Annotated in this window: 15 protein-coding genes; 10 read left to right on the top strand and 5 right to left on the bottom strand. The window is 42.7% G+C overall.

Annotation, left to right across the window (positions count from 1 at the left end):
- Positions 1-83 precede the first annotated feature (83 nt).
- The 4 genes from E1163_RS28125 to E1163_RS28110 form a co-directional block, all read right to left on the bottom strand.
- A complete protein-coding gene (locus E1163_RS28125; protein WP_155176732.1) occupies positions 84-884 on the bottom strand; it encodes a carbonic anhydrase in 801 nt (266 codons plus the stop codon).
- A 93-nt stretch (positions 885-977) separates the two neighbouring features.
- Positions 978-1,742, bottom strand: coding sequence for a carbonic anhydrase (locus E1163_RS28120; protein WP_155176730.1), 765 nt, complete (start codon positions 1,740-1,742; stop codon positions 978-980).
- 29 nt (positions 1,743-1,771) lie between these two features.
- Positions 1,772-2,497 (bottom strand): DUF2490 domain-containing protein, encoded by a 726-nt coding sequence (locus tag E1163_RS28115; protein WP_185156237.1) that lies wholly within the window; start codon positions 2,495-2,497, stop codon positions 1,772-1,774.
- 214 nt (positions 2,498-2,711) lie between these two features.
- On the bottom strand, positions 2,712-3,098 hold the full coding sequence (locus E1163_RS28110; protein WP_155176726.1) for a hypothetical protein: 387 nt from the start codon (positions 3,096-3,098) through the stop codon (positions 2,712-2,714).
- Between the two features lie 562 nt (positions 3,099-3,660).
- On the opposite strand from E1163_RS28110, the gene E1163_RS28105 reads away from it, so the two are divergent.
- A complete protein-coding gene (locus E1163_RS28105) occupies positions 3,661-4,968 on the top strand; it encodes a TAXI family TRAP transporter solute-binding subunit (protein ID WP_155176724.1) in 1,308 nt (435 codons plus the stop codon).
- Positions 4,969-5,141: 173 nt separating this feature from the next.
- Here E1163_RS28105 and E1163_RS28100 read toward each other — a convergent pair whose 3' ends face one another.
- A complete protein-coding gene (locus tag E1163_RS28100; protein ID WP_155176722.1) occupies positions 5,142-6,185 on the bottom strand; it encodes a LacI family DNA-binding transcriptional regulator in 1,044 nt (347 codons plus the stop codon).
- A gap of 328 nt (positions 6,186-6,513) precedes the next feature.
- Here E1163_RS28100 and E1163_RS28095 point away from each other — a divergent pair, with 328 nt between their 5' ends.
- The 9 genes from E1163_RS28095 (at position 6,514) to E1163_RS28055 (ending at position 21,299) form a co-directional block, all read left to right on the top strand.
- A complete protein-coding gene (locus E1163_RS28095; protein ID WP_155176720.1) occupies positions 6,514-9,804 on the top strand; it encodes a SusC/RagA family TonB-linked outer membrane protein in 3,291 nt (1,096 codons plus the stop codon).
- Between the two features lie 18 nt (positions 9,805-9,822).
- Positions 9,823-11,616, top strand: a complete 1,794-nt coding sequence (locus E1163_RS28090; protein ID WP_155176718.1) for a RagB/SusD family nutrient uptake outer membrane protein — start codon at positions 9,823-9,825, stop codon at positions 11,614-11,616.
- Positions 11,617-11,636: 20 nt separating this feature from the next.
- Positions 11,637-13,277: a DUF4957 domain-containing protein gene (locus E1163_RS28085; RefSeq protein ID WP_155176716.1), complete on the top strand. Its 1,641-nt coding sequence runs from the start codon at positions 11,637-11,639 to the stop codon at positions 13,275-13,277.
- Between the two features lie 122 nt (positions 13,278-13,399).
- A complete protein-coding gene (locus tag E1163_RS28080) occupies positions 13,400-14,935 on the top strand; it encodes a pectate lyase family protein (protein WP_155176714.1) in 1,536 nt (511 codons plus the stop codon).
- On the top strand, positions 14,932-15,999 hold the full coding sequence (locus E1163_RS28075; protein ID WP_155176712.1) for a pectinesterase family protein: 1,068 nt from the start codon (positions 14,932-14,934) through the stop codon (positions 15,997-15,999). The genes E1163_RS28080 and E1163_RS28075 overlap by 4 nt, the downstream gene beginning before the upstream one ends.
- 3 nt (positions 16,000-16,002) lie before the next feature.
- A complete protein-coding gene (locus E1163_RS28070) occupies positions 16,003-17,328 on the top strand; it encodes a pectate lyase (RefSeq protein ID WP_246223965.1) in 1,326 nt (441 codons plus the stop codon).
- Positions 17,325-18,674: a glycoside hydrolase family 88/105 protein gene (locus tag E1163_RS28065; RefSeq protein ID WP_343033993.1), complete on the top strand. Its 1,350-nt coding sequence runs from the start codon at positions 17,325-17,327 to the stop codon at positions 18,672-18,674. The genes E1163_RS28070 and E1163_RS28065 overlap by 4 nt, the downstream gene beginning before the upstream one ends.
- Positions 18,671-19,645 carry a pectinesterase family protein gene (locus E1163_RS28060; RefSeq protein ID WP_155176710.1) on the top strand — a complete coding sequence of 325 codons (975 nt, stop codon included), beginning with the start codon at positions 18,671-18,673 and terminating at the stop codon, positions 19,643-19,645. Before E1163_RS28065 ends, E1163_RS28060 begins: the two co-directional genes overlap by 4 nt.
- On the top strand, positions 19,632-21,299 hold the full coding sequence (locus E1163_RS28055) for a glycoside hydrolase family 43 protein (RefSeq protein WP_246223964.1): 1,668 nt from the start codon (positions 19,632-19,634) through the stop codon (positions 21,297-21,299). Before E1163_RS28060 ends, E1163_RS28055 begins: the two co-directional genes overlap by 14 nt.
- Positions 21,300-21,340 lie beyond the last annotated feature (41 nt).

The following is a 21,340-nucleotide window of genomic DNA, read 5'->3' as shown; positions in this document are numbered from 1 at the left end:
CTCAATAGCCAGAGGCTCGAGATCATATACAAACAGCAGGAAGGGAGCAAGCCCCCTTTCCCACTATTCAACCTAAACACAATTTACAAAGACTCTTTAACAACTCTGCCGTTAAGGGGCTGAACATTTCTGTAGTTGTTGACTGGCATTAACGCGCGAAGGTCATTGATCATTTTTAAAGAAACATTCAATGGTTGTTTGAAAATGAACCATTGCACTCCTTCGGTACATGGCGGAGTAGTCAGCGATCCGGTATAGGCATAATATTGCTCTTTTTCAGGGATAACATCATTCATGTTAAAAGTGGCATTAACAGGCTTTTTCTCATCCACTGCGAGAGGCAGGTAGCCGTCAAGAAATTGAAATGCTGGGCTGTTGTCTTCACTCTCCACTGCCATTACCGCAAACACGGCGTATTTTCCACTCTCACTTACATGTACAAGGTGAATAACCATAGGGAAGTGTACCCCTTTAATGGTATGCTCTGAAAGCTCGTGAAAGTGAAACTGCTTTAATTCGTATTTCTCACCACCCAGCGTGATATAGTCTCCCCCATCAAAATTGTATTGTATAGAATGGCCGTTATTTACCACTTCATGGATTTTTGTGTCCGTGCTGTAGTGAATATCCAGTGGCTGTAGTGTGCTGTCTGCTTCTGTTTCAAGGATGTCAATGGGAGACTGAAACTTGCCCCCGCAGTTGCCCTTTTCAAATTCTGCCCAGTGGTTGGGGCCGGTTTCTCCACTATAGCTCCACTCTTTCTTTTTATTTGCCTCTTCGGTAGGTATTTGCTGCTCCTGCTGTTCTTCTATTTGTTTCTTTTCAGTACTGCATGATGTTGCAAAAGCAAAACCAGCGATCAAAATCAAAAAATTACGTTTCATAATAGTTAAATAGTTATTGTTGGTTTAGTAGAAAGGCTAAGACAACTACGATCCATTGCACTTGCCTTAACCCTCTGTATTTTTGTAAGTTATTTATACAGACTCTTTCACAATCCTTCCGTTGAGGGGTTGCGTGGGCCTGTAATTGTTGGCCGGCATGGCATCATGAAGGCTTTCTATTAAGCCCACCGGAACCTCAACCGGAGTTTTAAAGATGAACCACTGCACATCTTCCGTACATGGAGGAGTGGTCAAAGAACCTGTATATGTGAAATATTGCTTTTCACCGGGAAGCACCTCATTCATATTGTAGGCACTGTTAACAGTCTTGCTTTCTTCAACGGCAAGGGGGAGGTAGGTGTCAAGAAAATCAAACTGGTCACTACCAGTGGCACTTTCCTCTGTCAATATTGCGAGTACGGCATACTTTCCTGCATCGCTGACATGTACCAGATGTATCTCCATAGGGAAGTGAACTCCACCTAGCGTGTGCTCAGAAAGTTCGTGGAAGTGGAACTGTTTCAATTTATATTTTTCACCATTGAGCGTGATATAGTTACCAGCTTCGAAATTGAACTGAACCGTATGGCCATTATTCACCACATTGCTGATTTTTATGCCTGCATCATAATGAATGTCGAGCGGCTGCAATGTGTTGTCGGTTTGAGTTTGTAGTATATTGATAGGTGATTGAAATGCACCGCCGCATTCGCTTTCTTTTTCAATTTCAGCCCAGCGGTCCGGGCCTGTTTCCCCATTGTAGCTCCATTCTTCAGTATGGGAAACTCCTTCATCATCACTGTTACAGGATACAGCGCAATAAAAAATTGTGATCAGTACAAGAAAATTGTGTTTCATTTGAAATTGCAATTAAAATTTATAGTTGTTTAAAAGTGATATGATAGTGTAGTTTGAAGGATGTTATTCGTTTCAAAGTTGTCACCTGAAAGCGCCAGGTGGTCGTTGAGATAACCTATACCAACAGTTGCTTTTGGATTGACCTCGAAGGCCAGACCGGCATAAAACCAGTTCTGGTTAAACCTTGAGGGTAAAATCCTGTTGTCGTCCAGATTGAGCCATATTTCATCAAAAAGCTGGGCTGACAACTCATGCTTTTCCCCGATGTTTACCAGAGGGAACGAAGTAGTAAACCGATAGCGGAATCGGGTAGTAAAGGATGTGCCATCTACTTCAAGGTTTCCGCCTTTTTCTGCTACCTTGTCTATAAACCGCTCTTCATATCTGAACCGGTGCTTGAATTTCACTTTACCACTTGCATGGCTTAGTATGACCTGCTGCCATATATTATTTTCATTCTTGTCAATTGGAGTGCTGTACGGTGCATAAGAGTAGTTTCTTATAAAAGTGTACCCGAGAGCAAAGTCCACTGTATTATTTAGCTTATAATGTATTGAAGGCCTTATAAGAAGCTGTTGCCAGTGGTCGGTAAAGCCGGTCCTTCTGATGTGGGCCTCTGTTTTTCCATAGAACTTATTGTTGATATGAACATCTCCAATAGCCGAAAACCAGGCGCTTGATTTATGATATGTATTTTCCTGTGCATATAATGCGCTGCCAATCAATAGCAATAGAATAGTTGAATAAAATTTCATCTGTATTTTATCTTTTGTTGGTTCGAAAAAAAATTGTGTAAGCCTGGCTATGAACTGTATCATTAGTCAGGACCTTTCAGAGAAAGGCTTTTTGTTTAATAGAGTATCGTCCTGCCTGGGCAGGATTGAATTATGGGGATTTTACTAAATGAGAGGTCGGACACCCTTTAAAAGGGGGCTTATGAGACCATAGATAAGGAAACGATAGATCGTATCAGGACTGGGATGAAGGAATTTTTGGGCAGCAATAGAGAATATAATACCGGACCAGGTGCAAAGGTGTGCCTGGACTGGTATTTAAACCTGACCATAAGACAAAAGAATGGTCTTGGTTTTCGCTACCAGTGACGGTTGTATTAACATTATCATTAAGATCTTCCTCAGCGCTTTCTTCTATATCAAAAAGGCTGCTGAGTACATGCAGGGACTGCCCGGTAATGGCATGTTGCTGTTCAGAGCGTGTTTGCTGCACGAGCTTTAGCCCATTATCGCTATAGTTTGCTGTATTGGCCGGGGTGCCAAAAGAGAAGGTAAGGGTCGGTAAGAGGCCAACCAATAACATCCCATATCTGAAAATTTTTAACAATAATACCATTTTCATGTTCATAATACCTTTGACCTATTCTGGGGTAGGTTTCTAAATCAAGTATTAAGCGCAACATGTAATGGGGATACCTGTTTTACTTAAAAAACTGGATCTTACTAACTCCTGATGAAAAACTTCATTCAGGTTTTTAAATATTTCGATCCTTCTGTCAGCAAGTGATGCTTCATTTACATCTACCTGTCATTGATTACGGTGCAATAAAAAGAACTGATTCTGAACAAAATCTGAATTTTCTGTAGAAGCGGAAATTTAGTTGAAAAAATATTTTATGGGCTTTCCTAAACGTTAAATAGCTGATAATGAGTTGCTAATATATTGTCTGCTTTATTTCCTCGTTGTTGGTATTTTTCCTGTACCATTTTTTGAGTAAAACCTTTATTCTCAGCAGGACCTGTTGCAGTACTGTTCTTCGTCCTGCTCTTTACTGTTTTTCACGCAACATTGCTCTTGCATAATGAAAATTCAGATTTTCTTCAGGTTGTATTTCTTGGTTTGTGGCGAAAAATAAATCAGACGAGAATATCCGGATTTCCGGTTATTAAATAATACTTGTTATATGCGAAAAAATTATTTTTGGATTCCTGCCTTTATCATGCTTTCATTTTTGCCTTTCGGGTGTGGTAGAAATCACTCCTTTACCATCATTTCCGAACATGCTGAAGATGCAGGTGAACCGGCTAATTCGGTAATATATCCATTGCAAAAATCCCTCGAAAGTGCCGGCACCAAAATGTCTGTAAAAGTAGATACTACCTGGCAGGAACGCTCCATACTGGAGAAGGTCAATTCCGGGGAAGCAGATTTTGGCCTTGTCAAAAATTCTATAGCCATCGATGATTCCTATCCAAACATAAGAACCGTGATGCCTCTGTTTCCTGAAGTGCTGCTCACCCTATATAAAGAAGGAAAGCATAACCTGGACTCGCTACTGGTGAATGGGAATGTGGTTTTCATTATAGATAAAAATGAAGAGCAAAAGCTTATGGAAAAATTTCTGGATATGCTGAGACTTACACCCTTGCATGCGCACCACATAAAAAAGCACGGAGAAACCAAAAACCTGCGCCGGGCTGTGGAGAATGCTGATGTCATCATGCTCCTGTCTTCGCTTAACAGCCCCGTTATCAATGAGATCATGCAGTGGCAAAACGGTTTAAAGATTTACGATTTCAATGCCGAAGGCTATGAATATGGTTCGGTAATCGACGGTTTCTGTCTGAGGTATTCGCAGGCAGTTCCTTTTACTATCCCCAAGGGAATTTTCGACAACTTCTCAGGAACACCTGTACGTACCCTGGCCGTGTATGATGTGCTGATCAGTAATAAGCAAGCGGATTCAGATGATATTTATGACATGGTGGAGTGGATCTATGGTTCCAGGGCACAACTGGCTCGCCATAACTTTGAATTTGCTTTACTTAAGGAGGATTTTGATAACCACACGTTTCTATTCCCTTTGCATGCGGGTACCAAGGCCTATTTAGATCGCAACCAGCCTACGTTTTGGGAGAGGTATGCCGAGCTGGTAGGAGTATTTGTTTCTGTTCTTGCAGTATCTGCGGGTGCCGCTTCCACCATTTATCATAAACTTAAACAAAGAAGAAAAGATAAGATTGATGAATACTATGAGAAGGTAATATCTATTAGCAGCAAATCATATTATGAAAACGCCTCACCTGGCGAATTGAAATTGCTGTTGGAGGAACTGCTCCGGATCAGGTTTGATGTATTTCAGCTACTTATCCAGGAGCGCATTAGTGCAAACAGTGCTTTCATCATATTTTTACTACTTACACAATCGACTATTCAGTCACTGGAATCGAAGGTTGAGTTAAAGGATAATTATGGAATAGTAAATATTTAGAATAAAAAGCACACACGGTCAAATGGCTTTGGTTCCTTCATTTTCCGATTTTAGCAAATACGATTTAAAGCTGTTCAATAACGTATAAATATCATGTTTACGCTTTATTAAACTGGTATTTGGAGAGGCCAGAAAGAAGCTGAAGAACACTAAGCGGTAGCCGGTAGATCGGGTTAATAGCTACCCTCCAGAGAAGACCTCAACGAAGACTGCCTGACGATTAGCTTAGGCTTTAAGATGGTTTTTTGCATGCGTTGCGGGCCGTTTTTATCCTGGCTGTTGAGCTGATCGAAAAAAAGCTTGCCGGTGACGTGTCCCATGGTAAGGCTGAGCTGGTCTACAGTGGTTAAGGTAGGGTCGGTAAAAGAAGTAAAAGGTTCATTGGCAAAGCCGACGAGTGCGACTTGCTGAGGTATTTTAATATTCTTTTCCTTTAATACCTGCATAGCACCCATTGCACCATAGTCGCTGGCTGAAAATATGGCATCGGGTATTTCTCTAAGCTCTAAAAGTTGTAGCATACTCTGTCTGCCGTCCTCCAACTGAAGATTGCTTTCCAGGACCAAATCCTGATCAAAGGGCACTCCATGATCTTTTAATGCATCCGTATAGCCCCTCAGGCGTTCTTTATAGATACTAATTTTGATGGGACTCGTAAAGTGTGCGATTCTTTTACAACCCTCACTGATCAAATGGCTGACAGCTTCATATGCACCCTCGTAATCATCTATCATAACCTGGTTTACAGCTAACTGGTCAGTAGTACGGTCAAATAAAACAATGGGAATGCCTTTATTGAGTAAAGCATTATAGTGTTCAAAGTTTAAAGTCTCTTTACCAATAGAGGCTATAACGCCATCTACCCGGGCGTTTGCCAGTGCTTCTACGGTTTGTATTTCCTTGTTATAGTCATCATACGATTGACATATGATTATTTTATAATCAAGCTCGTTGGCAACTTCTTCTATCCCCCTTACTACGGAGGCAAAAAATGCCCGGTCTGCCGTTGGCACAATCACACCTATGAGATTACTTTTTCCATTTCTGAGTGCAGCAGCTATATTATTAGGTTGATAATTTAACTGTTTAGCAGCTTTTAATACTGCTTTGCGGGTATTTTCACTTATTCGAGGATTGTTGTTCAATGCCCGGGAAACTGTGGAGGCGGTTATATTAAGAAATGAGGCTATGTCATGTATAGTGGTTTTTGTTGCCATGTGCTTTCAATTGAAGTTAATAAGGTGCTTTTATTAGCTGAAAGAGCTTACCTGTTGTCAGAGCTATGATATGACAATATAGGCCGAAAGTTTAAGATTGAGCAAACGTTTGCACAATTTATGAAAAATATTTGCATTTTTCTCAATAAAAAGTTCGGTGATGTCAGGTTATTGAAATATAAAATTTTCTTCAATAGTCCTTTTGCAGTATTTAAAACGGCTGTGTTATAAAATTGTTAACTTTTATTTTGAGGTGCATAATATTTTTCTTAATATGCAATCGATTGCACATTTTACGCAAGATTAAACACTTAAACCTCACTACACTATGAGTAAAACTACTCTCCTATTGAAGAAATCATTAACTGCTCTGATCCTTACAGGAGTTGCCATTTTTGGCCCTGTATTCGGTTACGCGCAAAGCGTTACTGTCTCCGGAACAGTTAAGGCCGCGGACGGTGAGATGCTGCCAGGTGTGTCGGTTATTGAGAAAGGCACCTCCAATGGCACTGTTACCGATATCGACGGCGCATTTAAGATCAGCGTAAAAGGAAATGCCACTCTGGTGTTTTCTTTTATCGGCATGAAGCCTCAGGAAGTAAGTGTGGGAAATCAGACTTCATTTAATATTACGATGGAGGAGGATATCACACAGCTTGCTGAAATAGAGATTGTGGACGTCGGCTATGGTACAATGAAAAGATCTGACCTTACCGGATCCGTTGCCTCAGTTTCGGCAGAAACCCTTCAAAAAATACCTGTTGCCAGTGCCGCAGAAGCGATTACCGGTCGCCTGCCTGGTGTGCGGGTTCAGACTACGGATGGCTCTCCGGATGCCGAAATTGTGATCCGCGTAAGAGGAGGAGGCTCCGTAACGCAGGATAACTCTCCTCTATACGTTGTGGATGGGTTTATCATGAGTAGCATACGTGATATTCCGCCTACTGACATAGCAAGTATAGATGTGTTGAAAGATGCTGCTGCAACTGCCATTTATGGTGCAAGCGCGGCCAACGGAGTAATTATCATCAACACCAAAAAACCAAAGGCCGGAAGGGTATCAGTCAACTATAATGGCTTTGCCAAGTATAATGAATTGCCTCAAAATCGTAAGTACGAGGTTTTATCACCCTACGACTATGTAATGGCTAATTATGAAACCGCTAAACTAAAATCGCAGCAGGATGTTGAGAAATTTGAAAAGTACTACGGTAAATATGAGGATCTGGAATTATACAAAAACAAGGCAGGAACAGACTGGCAGGATGAACTTTTTGGTGGAGGCCAGCTTTCTCAATATCATAATGTTAGTCTTAGTGGAGGCTCTGAAAATACAAAAATTTCCCTTAGTCTTACCAACAATAGTGAGGAAGGACTCATCTCAGGCTCAGGATATGAGAGAAATGCCCTTAACTTGAAGTTGAGTCAGAATATTTCAGATAATCTCTTATTTGATTTTGGAACAAGAGTTACTTATTCGATAACAGACGGTTCAGGGACCTCCGGAAGCTCTCAGCTTCGTGTGAAGGATGCCATAACTACGCGGCCGGTTAATGGTATCGCCGATGAACTTGATATTGATCTCAACTCACTAGATACCAACGATGATTACCAGTCTTTTTTATTAACTCTGATAAACCCTACTGAGCTGGCAGAGCAAGACTGGCGCAAGCGTACGGATAAAAACTATGCTTTTAATGGTGGACTGTCCTGGAATGCAACAAACAATCTTACATTTAAAACCGTAGTCAATGGGCAAAGTAATTATAGGGAAAATCTTAGGTTTTATGGGCCATTGACCGGTGAATCTCAAAAGGAAGGAAGTAGTCTGCCTTTAGGCACAATTGAGGAGCGAAATAGCTGGTCATACCGATGGTATAATACGGTAGGGTATAGCTTTAAAGATCTGGGACGACACAAATTAGACCTGCTCGTCGGTCAGGAAATTAATTCAAACGGAGGCGAGAGTTCTTTTGTACGCCAGGAAGAATTCAGAGTATCCATCACACCGGAAGAAATGTTTGCGAACATGCAATTAGGAAAAGGAGAGCTTCGCTACCAGACAGCAGAAGCCACTGAAGATAATAAGTTTTCCCTTTTTGGTAGGGTAAATTATCAGTGGGACGACCGGTTTATGTTGACTGCTACTTTCAGGAGAGATGCCAACAGTAAATTTGCTAAAGACAAACGTGTAGGTTTTTTCCCGGCAGTGGCAGTTGGATGGAAGCTATCCGAAGAGGCATTTATGTCTAATGTGAATTTTGTAGATCAGTTAAAGTTAAGACTGAGTTATGGGGAAATCGGTAACGATAAGGTAGATAGAAATGCGTCAAGATTCCTTTTCTCGGCTCAGGAGAATAACGGACCAGGATTTGGTAACGGAGGGTCTCATCTCTACTATTCGCCTGAATCAAAAGTATTGTATAACCCTTTTCTAATATGGGAAACAACTATAAGTAGAAATGCGGGGCTTGATTTCTCTCTTTTCAAAGCAAGGATCACTGGTAGTTTCGATGCTTACTATAACACCACTACGGATCTTTTGTTGGATAAAGCAATTCCACCAAATTCAGGTTTCGAAACTCAGTGGGACAATATTGGAAGCACCTCCAATCGAGGTATCGAACTGGGACTTGAAGGGTATATTATCGATAATGATGAATTTTCACTTTCTGCCAATATCAATTTCGGTCTGAACAAAGGAAAAATTGAAGAGTTAGATGGCACTAATGAGAGATTTTTTCAGTCTGATTGGGCCAGTACAAGCCTAAAGGACAGGAATGATTTTCTTTTGCGGGTTGGAGAGACTATAGGACTTATATACGGCTATGTACATGAGGGAATGTATACTGTTGATGATTTTGAAATGGATGCGTCATCTGGTGAATATGTGCTGAAAGAAGGTGTTGTAGATAACAGCAGTGTGCTTGGAGTCACTTCTTTGAGACCCGGATATATGAAAATAAAGGATTTGGACGGTGATGGAGATGTTGATAGCGATGACAGACAAGTAATTGGCAATGCCCTTCCCAAGGCTCAGGGTGGCTTTGGCTTCAACGCCAGGTACAAAGGATTTGATGCTTCCATATTCTTCAACTGGTCTTATGGCAATGACATCTATAACACTGGCAAAATAGAGTTTAACCAGTATTATCGTACTACTTACAGTAATATGCTGAATACCATGAATCCTGATAACCGCTTTACCTACATAGATGTAGATGGATCCTACACCGGTACTCCGGGAGAGGAAGTAACAGACCTTGAGCAATTGAGGGAGATGAATGCGGGAAAGAGTATGTGGAGTGGTAACAATTCATTTGGTACTGCTACCGCGGTGCTGACGGACTGGGCAGTAGAAGATGGATCCTTTATCAGGCTCAATACACTGACATTGGGGTACACCTTGCCGGTCGAATTGATCTCAAAGGTAAAGCTATCTCAGGTCAGGATATATGCAACAGGTTATAATCTGGCATTATGGACTAATTATTCAGGTTACGACCCTGAGGTGAGTACTACAAGAAGCAGCTCTTATCCTGCATTAACACCCGGTGTTGATTATTCAGCATACCCAAGAAGCAGGTCATATACCGTAGGTGTGAATATTACTTTTTAAGTGAAAAAATACAGAGATATGAAATTAAGATATTTAATAATAACTACCCTGGCTTTTATCATGGCCTCCTGTGATGATTATCTGGAGCCCGCCTCATTGTCAACTTTTGATAGTGAATACGTCTTTTCAAATGCAGAAGATGCCCGAGGAGGAGTAAATGCTATTTATGTTCACTTCAGTCATGACGGGTTTCGATCACGGTTATCCAATAACATGACTGGCAACACCGACATAGAACACAATAGTGGCTGGGCTAGTGACGCGGCTCGCTACCAGATATGGGACCTCAACGCTCAGGAAAACAACGGAGATCTCGATTATGTGTGGGACATAGGGTATAAAGCCATACGGGATGCTAACATTGCTATTGAGGGTATTCTCGCCAGCAAAGCCTATAATTCAGAAGATCAAGTGCTCGCTGCTGATATGAGTCATTTGCTGGGTGAAGCGTATACTTTGCGTGCTTATTGGTACAGTATGCTGACCTTCTATTTTGGGGATATACCTTTTATAACTGAAGCTCCGAAAGCAGGCGTTGAGTTTAACCGACCCAAAGAAGACCGGAATGTAATACTGTCATCTGTAATACACGATATGATTGAGGCTGAAGCGAACATGTATTGGGCCGATCAGACACCGTATGGTATTGAGCAGGTCAACCGGGAATATACATTGGGTATGATTGCCAGATTGTCTTTGCAAAGAGGAGGCTGGTTTCTTAAGCCAGACATGACCATGGATAGAGCTTCAGACTACTTGGCTTATTATGATACAGCTCGTCAATATACTGGAAAACTGATACAGCTTAAGGATCGCCAATTACCACAGGATTATCGACAGGTTTTTCTAAACCAGTCAAAATTCATAAACCCTGTTAATTCTGACGTGCTCTTTGAAGTGCCATTTGCAATAGGAGAGGGTGATGTAGGCTGGAATATTGGCGTAGCAGTACAGTCTGGACCTTATGGTACCGGTAATAATTACATGAATATTCCCCCAACATATTTTTATTCATTTGACGAAGCGGATCAGCGCAGAGATGTGACATGTGCATTATATCTTTACCCTAACGAGACTCCCTCCAAAGAAGACCTGGAACCTCAGGAATTGGTTGGTATAAACAGTATAGCTCAGGGTAAGTGGAGCAGGGCTTATTTGGAAAAAGCTCCAGGAAGCAATACATCAAAGGGTACAGGTATTAACTGGCCTATGATGCGCTATGCCGATGTGCTACTCATGTATGCAGAAGCCGAAAATGAACTGAATGGACCTACCGGACAAGCGCAGGAAATGCTTCGCAGAGTAAGGCAAAGAGCTTTCCCTGATGCGGTTTGGGCTGAGAAAGTTGATAGCTATATCAATACAGTTTCAGCTAGCAAAGAATCTTTCTTTAATGCCATCGTAGATGAAAGAGCATGGGAATTTGGAGGTGAGATGATCAGAAAATATGAGCTTATTCGCTGGAACTTATATTCAGCAAAAGTACAGGCGACCGTTGCCGGACTGAAAAAAATGGCTGACGAAGTAGATAGCGGTGATTTACCACAATACTTGTATGTACGGAATGAGCCTGATGGAACATTGGTTATATATGATCTTTATTCTAAAGCCATTCCACCAGATATTGACAATTGGAGACAAGAAAATTGGATAGAGGGGTTAATTGATTCAAGTCAGCCAAATAATTATCGAGAGTGGATCACAAGAGACTGGGCCAGATATACACACCCGGTAAGATATATCTTCCCAATACCTACTATAGGCATAGACAATAGTCTGGGTGTATTACAAAATGACGGATATGGTTTCTAAGAACTTAAAAGACTCATAAAATGAAAAATATCAGATCAAAAATTTATAAAACTTCAGGTATCCTCCTGCTAGGTATGCTGGCAATTTTTGCCTGTAAAGATGATGAGGAGGTATTTGAGAAAACCCGATTGTTTAGCCCGGTTTTAAATGAAGTACTGCAATCAGAAGGCAACACCATCATTGTAGACATTGGTAAACTCAAGGAGGCCGTTTCTTATACTATTGAGGTAAGCCGTGATTCATTCAAGACGACTGATTATACATTTGCAACTGACACTAGCTATTTCATAATAAATGAAGAGAAGGTTGGGGAGGAGTTGCTATGGTACACAACTTATCAGGTTAGAGCCACGGCCCATGCGGCGGATCCTCAGTATGATAGTAGACCATCTGATTTGGGTTCGGTAAAAACCAAAAAATACCCATCAAATCAGGGAACACCAAATATGCAATTTGATGTGACAGATACAAGAGCAAGAGTATTCTGGTCAACTTCCGGCGAATTGATTGATGGAGTGAAAGTATTTGCAGCCAGTGACCTTAGGTTGGCGACTCCATTGTTTGAGTTTGATTTAACGGAGCAACAGATAGATGCAAATGAGGCTGTTATTGGCAGTTTAAGTCCCAGTACTACATATCAGATAGCCATTTATTCAGGAGAGACTTTGAGAGGTTGGGAAGTATATACTACCAAGCCACCTTTAGAATTTGGGGATCGCCCTGTCTATGACCTTTCAGGGATAGAAAATGAGAATATCCTGGCCGATACTCTGGGTGATATTGAAGATGGTGCTGTGGTAATAATAGAGCCGGGAAGGGCCTACCAGGCTAATGGGTATAATTTTAATAGTTCGGTACTGATTATTAGTGGTTATGGATTTACGCCAGCTTTGCCGCTTATTCATACTGCGAGCGGAAATTATGATATCGCAGATGGAGCTTCAATAGATTCTTTGGTATTTAAAAATGTTGCTATTCATGGTGATTTTGGGGGCGGCTATGTCTTTAATATTTCAGTGTCAGGTACAATAGGTGAAATAAAATTTGATGGTTGCGAAATTCACTCGCATAGAGGCATTACAAGAATCAAAGGAGGTACTGGTACTATAGACAAGTATTCAATAGTGAATTCTGTAGCTGATAGTATTAATGGATATGCTGCATTTTATGTAGACACTGACGGCTGGACTGCCGGGGATATTTTGCTTCAAAACTCTACATTCTCCAAGTTTCAGTACTTCCTGGCGAGTAGAACAAATACAGGTTCCATTACTATTGAGAGCTGTACCATAGATCAAGCCCCGGAAGCAGGTCGCCAGATGTTCAGATGGAGAGGAGGCGCAGGTAAAAACGACGTAACCGGAGGTATTAAAATTTATAATACTATCTGGGGGCCAGGTTGGGATATGAGCGGATCAGAGGTTTATGCGGTGAAAGGTACTGAAGGCCTGGGAGCCACTACTTTCGATATCATCAATACCTGGAGTCCTTCAGATTTCTCCTTTTCCGGGAATGACATTGCAGGCTTCCCGTCGTTCATTTACAGTGGCACAGCGGATGACCTTTGGGTTGACAGGGAGAACGTGGATTATAACATTAAGGATAAAGGCTTCTCTGCGGCGAACAGTGCGGGAGACCCAAGATGGAGGCCGGGACTATAGTTAAATTTTCTTCATATGTACGAGATGTGTCCTTGAAAAACAGGGCGCATCTTTTTTACTCTATCATAATTGTCTGGCAGGCTTTACCCCAAATTTGATTAATTTTTAACCACAACACATTCATGAGATCATTCAATAAACTCTGCTTATTTCTCGCCCTATCCTTATTTATCTTTCTGGCTAATTGCGGAAGTGACGATTCTGATCCTAAGCCCGGTCCTGGCACGGATACCACTTCTGTAGGAGATACTACTACCACTACTGATCCGGATTCAACCGACGTACAGGATTCCATTCCGGTAAATGAAGATGCCTACGCTTTTGAGGGTGCCGAAGGTTTTGGCAGAAATACTACCGGAGGCCGGGGTGGTAAAGTGATTTATGTCACTAATCTGAACGATGCGGGTACCGGAAGCTTAAGGGCTGCCATTAAAGCCAGTGGCCCACGGTACATTCTTTTTAAAGTATCTGGTACCATTGAATTGAACTCGGAACTCAAGATACATAACGGAGATGTCACTATCGCGGGACAAACCGCTCCGGGAGATGGTATTACTATTAAAAATTATCCGGTAACTATTGCTGCCGACAATATAATCATCCGCTTCATGAGGTTTAGAATGGGGGATGAGGCACAGGTTGAAGGGGATGCCCTGGGTGGCCGGTTTCACAAAAATATTATTATAGACCACTGTTCTATGAGCTGGTCAACCGATGAGTGTGTATCGTTTTATGCTAATGAGAATACTACTGTTCAGTGGTGTATAATTGGAGAAAGCCTGAGAAACTCAGTGCATGGTAAAGGAGCCCATGGCTATGGCGGAATCTGGGGGGGCAAATATGCTTCGTTCCATCACAATCTGCTCGCACACCATGATAGCCGAAACCCCAGACTGGGTGAGCCGGCCGGTGATGCATTTGCGCTCACGGATCTTGTGGACCTGCGAAATAATGTAATGTACAATTGGGGCGGTAATAGTACTTACGGAGGTGAAGCCATGAATGTAAACATTGTAAATTGCTACTACAAAGCCGGTCCTGCCACTTCAAGCTCTAAAGACGACCGGATAATTGCTATTGATAAGAACAAGGTCGAAGGTACCGATGTGTACGATACCTGGGGCAAATTTTATATAGATGGCAATTACATACATGGAAGCACCCTGGCCACAAACGATAACTGGACCCATGGTGTTTACCCTCACTTTCATGGTAGCTATGGTACCATTTCGGAAGAAGATAAAGCCAATATGCGCCTTGATGCACCCCACGATATCGGAAATAATGTAAATACCCATACTGCGGAAGTGGCATACGAAAAAGTATTGGCCTATGGTGGTGCCTCTTTGGTAAGGGATGCGGTAGATGAGCATATTCTCAGTGATGTGAAGAATGGAAATTATACTTACGAAGGTTCTAATGGTAGCACCAACGGCATTATTGATACTCAAAGCGATGTAGGCGGATGGCCTGTTTTAAATTCAAAAGATGCCCCGGTGGATACTTCCGGAGACGGCATGCCTGATAGCTGGAAAACACAAATGGGGCTTAACCCTGCCGAATTTGAAGCCAATGGTCATGACCTGAGTACAGGGTATGAAAACATCGAAGTTTACCTGAACAGTTTGGTATCTGAAATAACAAGCGGGCAAAAATGATCCAACAGAAGGTATTTGGTCTGTTTATACTACTCTTACCGGGTATAATATTATCAGGCTGTGGAGAAGATGATGGGAAAGACACCAATACCATTGAGGAAGATCCGGTTACCTATGACTACGTGGTGGCCCAGGATGGTTCCGGTGACTTTGCCACCGTGCAGGAAGTGCTTGATGCTATTCTATTTTTGAAAGAAGAACGAACTTACGTTTACATCAAAAATGGTGTGTATAAAGAGGTCATTACATTAGAAAAGAAGAAAGATAATGTGACACTTATAGGTGAGGACGCTGAAAAGGTAGTCCTTACCTATAACAACTATGCCTCCAAGGTCAATGAGGACACAGGAGAGGAGTATGGCACCAGCGGCTCTGCATCCAGCTACTGGCATGGAGATAACTTTTATGCCCGGAACATCACTTTTCAAAATTCTTCCGGCCCTGTTGGTCAGGCATTAGCGGTGTATATCAGTGGAGATAAGGCAGTTTTCGAAAACTGCAGGTTCCTGGGTTATCAGGACACCATGTACGGAGGCCGGTCCCGGCAATATTTTAGTAACTGCTATATCGAAGGGTCTACGGATTTTATTTTTGGCCCGGCTACAGCCTGGTTTGAGAATTGTGATTTGTACACCAAAGGAGGCAGCGCTATTACCGCAGCTTCCACCGAGTCATATGTTAATTATGGTTATGTATTCAACAATTGCAAAATAACCGGTGAAGGGGAAGGAATAACTACATTGGGAAGACCATGGAGACCATATGCCGCGGTTGTGTTTCTCAACAGTGAAATGTCTGATGCCATAAAACCCGCAGGTTGGGACAATTGGGGCAACACGGATAACGAGAAGACTGTCCGCTACGCCGAATATGCCAATACAGGTGAAGGAGCTGATAAATCCGGCAGAGTAGACTGGATAAGCTATCTTACGGAAACTGAAGCAGTCGGGTACACGATCACCAATGTATTCAAAACAACTTATACAGAACCAGTTGTAGAAGATAACTGGAGCCCGGATATGGTGCTGGATGAGGTAAATACATTTTTAGAAAGGGTGGAATAAATAATGAAGTTACGAATAGTAAAAATTTTCAGGAATGTCCTTATCGGTGGAGCTATTTTCCTGCCTGCTATAATAAGTGCGCAGCAATTGGCATTCCCCGGGGCGGAAGGCTTTGGTAAATATGCAACCGGAGGGCGTGGAGGCAAGGTTCTGATCGTGACCAATCTAAATGACTCTGGCCCCGGAAGCCTCAGGGAAGCAATTAAAGCGAAAGGGCCACGTATTATCACATTTGCCGTTTCCGGTAATATCGCATTGGAATCAGACTTACCCATAGATAATGGAGAGCTTACTATTGCCGGACAATCGGCACCCGGAGATGGCATTTGCATCAAAAACTATCCGGTAAGGGTTAGTGCCGATAATGTGATTATCCGCTATATCCGTTTCAGGCTTGGGGATGAAGAACATGTTGAAGATGATGCCTTCAAAGGCAGAGGAAATAGAAATGTGATCATCGACCATTGCTCTGTAAGCTGGTCTACTGATGAATGTGCTTCTTTTTACAAAAACTCAGACTTTACCCTACAATGGTGTATAATTTCTGAAAGCCTCAGCCAGTCAGTCCACAAGAAAGGTGCCCATGGGTATGGTGGAATATGGGGCGGGGTAAATACTTCTTTTCACCACAACCTTATAGCACACCATAGCAGCCGTAACCCCAGGTTTAGCGGCTCATCTTCAACACCCAACAGTCCCGAAGAGCTTGTTGATTTCAGGAACAATGTAATTTATAACTGGGGTCATAACAGTGTTTATGGTGGTGAAAAAGGCAGATATAATATGGTCAACAACTACTACAAAGCCGGGCCTGCTACCAAAAAGTCCATAAAAGATAGGATAGTAAACCCCAGCGAACCCTATGGGAAATTTTATGTACATGGAAATTATGTGGCAGGGAGCGAGAAAGTAACAGAAAACAACTGGGCCGGAGGTGTCCAATGTGAAAACCCTGAGAGCACTAAAGCAGAAGAACCTTTTGAGGCCATTCCTATAAATACGCAAACAGCCGAAGAAGCCTATGAATCCGTTCTGGCAAGTGCAGGGGCAAGCCATTGCAGGGATGCAGTAGATAAAAGAATTGTAGAAGAGGTGAAAAAGGGCACGGCCAGCTTTAATAACGGTATTATTGACTCTCAAAAAGACGTAGGGGGGTGGCCTGAACTTAAAACCAAAAAAGCCCCTGAGGACACAGATAATGATGGAATGCCCGACAAATGGGAAACCAAATATGGACTCAACCCCAAAGACAGCAACGATGCAGTTGCATATGGGATAGACAATGAATATACCAATATAGAAGTTTATTTAAACCAACTAGTGAAGTGATAGAAATATCAAAAACCAGAAAAACTCAAAATATGCAGACAGGAAGCAATGTATTCCCCGGCCCCGGGAAGTTTGGAATGCGGGAGGCAAAGAGATTTGGAGCTATGTCCGTCATCATGGTGTCGGTAGGGCTACTGGCAGGATGCTCAGGTAAAGGAGGTGATCAGGGCAAAGAAGAGGTAAAAGCCGAAGTGCCGGCAACCACAGTGACTGCAAAAGTAAGTGGTAAAGAGATGGCGGTAAAAATGGCAGATTCGGAAATGAAAAGAACTCCTGATGCACAATACCTTGATTTCAGGCCAAAGCCCAAATGGGAATATACCAATGGTCTTGTTTGTTCCTCCTTTCTGAAACTTTCGGAAGCTACCGGAGACAAAAAGTATTACAACTATGCCGTTGCCTATGCAGATTCCATGATCAATGCGGAAGGAGAGATAAAAACCTACAAGCAAACTGACTACAACATCGACAGGGTAAATCCTGGCAAGTTTCTGATTGACCTGTACAAAGAAACCGGTAAAGAAAACTATAAAGTGGCAATTCACACTTTGAGAGACCAGATGAAGGAGCACCCGCGTACCAGCGAAGGAGGTTTTTGGCACAAGAAGAGATACCCGCATCAAATGTGGCTGGATGGTATTTACATGGGGTCACCGTTCCTGGCAAAGTATGCTGCAAATTTTGACGAACCCGCACTTTTCGATGACGTTGCCAATCAAATCTATCTGATAGATAAATATGCCTATGATCCTGAAACCGGCCTCTATTATCATGGATGGGATGAAAGCCGAGAGCAGGAGTGGGCTGATAAAGAAACCGGCCTTTCCCCGAACTTCTGGGGGCGTGGCATGGGCTGGTTCGCTATGGCGCTGGTTGACGTGCTGGATTATATGCCTGAAGACCACCCCAAGCAACAAATGATTGTTGACATTGCCAACAAGATGGCTGCCGGACTGGTAAAGTATCAGGATACTTCAGGGCTGTGGTACCAGGTAGTGAATATGGGCGAAAAAGAAGGAAATTACCTCGAAGCATCTGCTTCATCCATGTTTGCTTACTTTTTGCTAAAGGGTGTTGAAAAAGGCTATCTCGACCAAAAGTTTGCCGAAAATGGTATTGAGGCTTACGAGGGGCTGCTTAAAAATCTTATAAAAACTGAAGATGATGGCTCCATAAGCATTACTCAGGTATGTGCAGTTGCAGGTTTGGGAGGCGATCCTTACAGAAGTGGCACTTACGAGTATTATATCAATGAAGAAAAAAGGGATAATGATCCCAAAGCCATAGGCCCGTTTATTATGGCGTCATTGGAGTACGATAAGGTTATAAACAGCCATAGCGAATGAAGTTGATCCTGAGCAGTTTATTTTTATTTGTTTCTGCATCCTTATTTGGGGCAGACTACGATTTTATAGTATCCGGTGATGGAAGCGGCGATTTCAAAACTATACAGGAAGCCATCAATGCAGTGCCGGACCTGAGAAAGAATGAAACCCGCATTTTCATCAAAAATGGTCGGTATAAGGAAAAACTAATCCTTCCCGCCTCCAAAACCAATGTTACTTTCATTGGCGAGGATGTGAGCAAGACAACCATTACCTATGACGATTACGCTTCCAAGACCAACAGGTTTGGAGAAGAGATCGGTACCTCAGGCTCATCAGGATTTTTTGTTTTTGGAGAAGGCTTTACAGCTCGTAACATCACCTTCGAAAATTCCTCAGGCCCTGTAGGACAAGCCGTGGCGGTGCGCATCGATGGAGACAAGGTGATATTCGAAAATTGCCGTTTTCTTGGTTTTCAGGATACACTTTATCCTCATGGCAAGGGTAGCAGGCAATATTACAAAAACTGCTATATAGAAGGTACAACCGATTTTATTTTCGGATGGTCAACTGCCGTTTTTGAAAATTGCGAGATCTTTTCAAAAAACGGAGGGAGCTATATTACAGCAGCATCTACTGATCAGGGCGCTGATTATGGGCTGGTATTCATCAACTGCAAATTAACAGGAGATGCCCCTGAGCAAAGCGTGTACCTCGGCAGACCCTGGAGACCTTATGCCCAAACCGTATTCATCAATTGTGAAATGGGCAAGCACATAAAGCCCGAAGGGTGGCACAACTGGAATAAACCGGAGGCAGAAAATACAGTATTCTATGCAGAGTATAATTCATCCGGGCCAGGGGCAGCAAAAGGTGCCCGCGTGGAATGGTCTCGCCAACTGACTAAAGATGATCTTGGGAAATTTACTTTAGAAATGATATTTAAAGATTGGAACCCCAACCAAAAACTTAATGATAATGTGGAGAACTAAAGTGCATATGAAAACCAACAACTTATTTAAAGCAATACTATTATTTACCGCGGCCTTTGCTGTCGGCCATACAGGCTTTGGTCAGAATAATGACCTGTCCGAAGTATGGGTGGCAGACCAGGGCAACGGAACATTCAAAAACCCGATCCTGTACGCAGACTATTCTGACCCGGACATTTGTAAAGTGGGTGATGACTTTTATATGACCTCATCCAGTTTCAATGCTATTCCCGGCTTGCCTATACTACACTCCAAAGACCTTGTTAACTGGAAGCTGATAGGCTATGCACTGGATAGGCAGGCTCCTTTTGATCATTTCTCAAAGCCGCAACATGGCAATGGCGTTTGGGCTCCTTCCATTCGTTATCATAACAACGAATTTTATATCTATTACGGTGACCCGGATTTTGGCATTTACATGGTTAAGGCAAAAAAAGCTGAAGGGCCGTGGGAAGAACCTGTTTTGGTGCAGGAAGGAAAGGGACTTATAGATCCGTGCCCACTTTGGGATGACAACGGCAATGCTTACCTAGTACATGCATTTGCCGGTAGCCGTGCAGGAATAAAAAGTGTTCTGGTGGTCAATAAAATGAGCCCCGACGGCACAAAGCTGCTAGATGAAGGCACCATCGTATTTGACGGGCACGAAAATCACCCAACGATAGAAGGCCCTAAATTTTATAAAAGAAACGGCTACTACTACATTTTTGCCCCGGCAGGAGGAGTGCCTACAGGCTGGCAAACCGTATTGCGCTCCAAAAATGTATACGGTCCTTATGAAGACCGCATAGTGATGGATCAGGGCAATACAGCCATTAACGGCCCGCATCAGGGAGGCTGGGTTGAACTGGAATCAGGTGAATCCTGGTTTGCGCATTTTCAGGATAGAGAAGCCTATGGACGCATAGTGCATTTGCAACCCATGGTTTGGAAAAATGACTGGCCGGTGATCGGTGAAGACCTTGATGGCGATGGCAAAGGACAGCCCGTAATGATCTACAAAAAACCGAATGTTGGTAAAAGCTATCCCAAACAAACCCCTCCTGATACAGATGAGTTTAGTGGCAACAGGCTGGGGGTACAATGGCAATGGCATGCAAATCCGAAGGCTGGTTGGGCATTTCCCAACGCAGCAGCCGGAAAACTCAGGCTTTACACCGATCAATTGCCCGAAGATGCAAAAAGCTTATGGGGAGCTCCTAACCTGCTGTTACAGAAATTTCCTGCACTGGAGTTTGCGGCTACGACCAAATTGACTTTCAACCCCAACGAAGAGCTGGAGAATGAGAAGACAGGCTTGCTGGTTATGGGAGAAGACTATGCACATATCAGCCTTGTCAGCAAGAAAGATGGCCTTTATATCGCTTTTACCACGGCGAACGATGTAAGGCATGGCAACGAAGAAAAGCAGGAGATCATTACAAAGCTGAAAGACAATGAAGTCTATTTCAAGGTAGAAGTGCGGGAGGGTGCCAGGTGCCAGTTCAGCTACAGCGAAAATGGCAAGAAGTTTAAAGCTGTTGGTGGAGAGTTCACAGCAGTGCCAGGACGTTGGATAGGTGCAAAAGTTGGCATATTCGCCGTTAGGCAGGATAAGATCAACGACTCAGGCTATGCTGACTACGACTGGTTTAGAGTAACCCCTTTGAAATAGGGAAAGAACTTATATAGACAAGACTATTACTACAATAAAGA

Origin of the sequence: Fulvivirga kasyanovii, assembly GCF_009711405.1 — a bacterium.
GTDB classification, from domain to species: domain Bacteria; phylum Bacteroidota; class Bacteroidia; order Cytophagales; family Cyclobacteriaceae; genus Fulvivirga; species Fulvivirga kasyanovii.
Note: the sequence above shows the minus strand (reverse complement) of the source record. Positions and strands in the feature narration are given on the sequence as shown.

Bases quoted from the DNA above. Each gene is read 5' to 3' on its own strand.
- E1163_RS28055 (WP_246223964.1), top strand. From the start codon at position 19,632: ATGTGGAGAACTAAAGTGCATATGAAAACCAACAACTTATTTAAAGCA.
- E1163_RS28075 (WP_155176712.1), top strand. From the start codon at position 14,932: ATGATCCAACAGAAGGTATTTGGTCTGTTTATACTACTCTTACCGGGT.
- E1163_RS28110 (WP_155176726.1), bottom strand. From the start codon at position 3,098: ATGAAAATGGTATTATTGTTAAAAATTTTCAGATATGGGATGTTATTG.
- E1163_RS28060 (WP_155176710.1), top strand. From the start codon at position 18,671: ATGAAGTTGATCCTGAGCAGTTTATTTTTATTTGTTTCTGCATCCTTA.
- E1163_RS28100 (WP_155176722.1), bottom strand. From the start codon at position 6,185: ATGGCAACAAAAACCACTATACATGACATAGCCTCATTTCTTAATATA.
- E1163_RS28120 (WP_155176730.1), bottom strand. From the start codon at position 1,742: ATGAAACACAATTTTCTTGTACTGATCACAATTTTTTATTGCGCTGTA.
- E1163_RS28085 (WP_155176716.1), top strand. From the start codon at position 11,637: ATGAAAAATATCAGATCAAAAATTTATAAAACTTCAGGTATCCTCCTG.
- E1163_RS28090 (WP_155176718.1), top strand. From the start codon at position 9,823: ATGAAATTAAGATATTTAATAATAACTACCCTGGCTTTTATCATGGCC.
- E1163_RS28125 (WP_155176732.1), bottom strand. From the start codon at position 884: ATGAAACGTAATTTTTTGATTTTGATCGCTGGTTTTGCTTTTGCAACA.
- E1163_RS28105 (WP_155176724.1), top strand. From the start codon at position 3,661: ATGCGAAAAAATTATTTTTGGATTCCTGCCTTTATCATGCTTTCATTT.
- E1163_RS28070 (WP_246223965.1), top strand. From the start codon at position 16,003: ATGAAGTTACGAATAGTAAAAATTTTCAGGAATGTCCTTATCGGTGGA.
- E1163_RS28095 (WP_155176720.1), top strand. From the start codon at position 6,514: ATGAGTAAAACTACTCTCCTATTGAAGAAATCATTAACTGCTCTGATC.
- E1163_RS28115 (WP_185156237.1), bottom strand. From the start codon at position 2,497: ATGAAATTTTATTCAACTATTCTATTGCTATTGATTGGCAGCGCATTA.
- E1163_RS28080 (WP_155176714.1), top strand. From the start codon at position 13,400: ATGAGATCATTCAATAAACTCTGCTTATTTCTCGCCCTATCCTTATTT.